This is a genomic window from Planomonospora corallina (genome assembly GCF_042650625.1).
Lineage (GTDB): Bacteria > Actinomycetota > Actinomycetes > Streptosporangiales > Streptosporangiaceae > Planomonospora_B > Planomonospora_B corallina.
The window spans coordinates 1-1,309 of sequence record NZ_JBHSBM010000052.1 but is presented as its reverse complement, the minus strand read 5'-3'; the positions used below and the strand labels follow the sequence as shown (position 1 = coordinate 1,309).

Here is a 1,309-nt window from a genome sequence, read left to right as displayed (position 1 = left end):
GTCCAGGTGAGGGTGGCGCCGGTGGCGGTGACGGCGGAGGCGGTGGGTTTGCCGGGCGCGGTCGGCTTCTCGGTGTCACCGGGATCGCCCTCGGCCAGCGCGTCGTGCACGGCCGTGTACGACGGCTTCTTGGCGTAGTTCTCGTCGTAGATCAGGGCCGCGCCCTCACCGGAGAAGGTGTCCGGGACCCAGGAGTGCTTGTCGGTGAAGCCCCAGATCGTCACGCCGGAGCAGCGGCTCACCGCCAGGCAGGCCTTGACCACGTTGGAGTAGTAGGTGGCCTGCGTGGTGTCCTTGGCGGAGCTGCGGGGCATCTGCATCCGGACGTCCAGCTCGGTGACCCGGATCTCCACGCCCAGGGCGGCGAAGCGCTCCATGTTCTCCTGGATGTTCGGCTGGCCGTACTGGATCGCCAGGTGGCCCTGGAAGCCGACGCAGTCGACCGGCACGTTCTGCGCGCGCAGCGACCGCACCAGGTTGTACATCGCGGTGCTCTTGGCGTTGATCCCCTCGACGTTGTAGTCGTTGATGCAGAGCCTGGCGTCGGGGTCGGCCGCGCGGGCGAAGCGGAAGGCGTCGGCGATGTAGCTCTCGCCGAGCTTCTGGTACCAGAACGAGTTGCGCAGGTTGCCGTTCTCCTCGAAGACCTCGTTCACCACGTCCCAGGACTTCAGGACGGGGTCGTCCGCGTAGCGGCCGGCGACCCTGCTGATGTGGTTCTGCATCGCCGAGCGCATCTCGGCGGCGCCGAGGCTCTGCACCCAGTTCGGCGTCTGGCTGTGCCAGACCAGGGTGTGGCCGTGCACCTGCTGGTCGTTCTGCTCGGCGAAGGCCATGATCTGGTCGGCGCCGGCGAAGTTGAACTGGTTCGGGCTGGGCTCGGTGGCGTCCCACTTCATCGCGTTCTCGGCGGTGATCTGGTTGAACTCCGAGGCCGCGATGTTCCGGTAGGCCGTCTCGTTCGCCAGCGGCGAGGTGGCGAGCGCCGCGCCGATGAACTTGCCGCGGGCCTCGGCGTGGGTGCGCAGCGGCGCCGAGGCGTTCGCGGGGGAGGCGGGCAGCACGACGGCCGCCGCGACCGGGAGCACGGCGAGCGCCCCGGTCAGGAGCGCTGTGCGGAGTCTGGACACGGTGTTCCTTTCTGGATGGGGGATTGGAAACTTCCGGGGTCGTCCCGAAATTTTCGGAAGAAGGGCTAGGGGAAGGGGTACGGCCCGGCCGGGCCGTACCCCCGCGGATGAGGGGAGGGTCAGGAGAGGGTGGGGGCGGGCGGGGTGCCGGTGCCGTTCCAGGTGGCGATGAAGCCGAG

1 protein-coding gene is annotated in these 1,309 nt (G+C 68.9%); it reads right to left on the bottom strand.

The genetic code is table 11. The annotated features are described in order from the left end of the window. The coding region (locus tag ACFOWE_RS30485; protein ID WP_377293948.1) for an endo-1,4-beta-xylanase at positions 1-1,130 on the bottom strand (1,130 nt) is incomplete at its 3' end. Between the last annotated feature and the right edge of the window lie 179 nt (positions 1,131-1,309).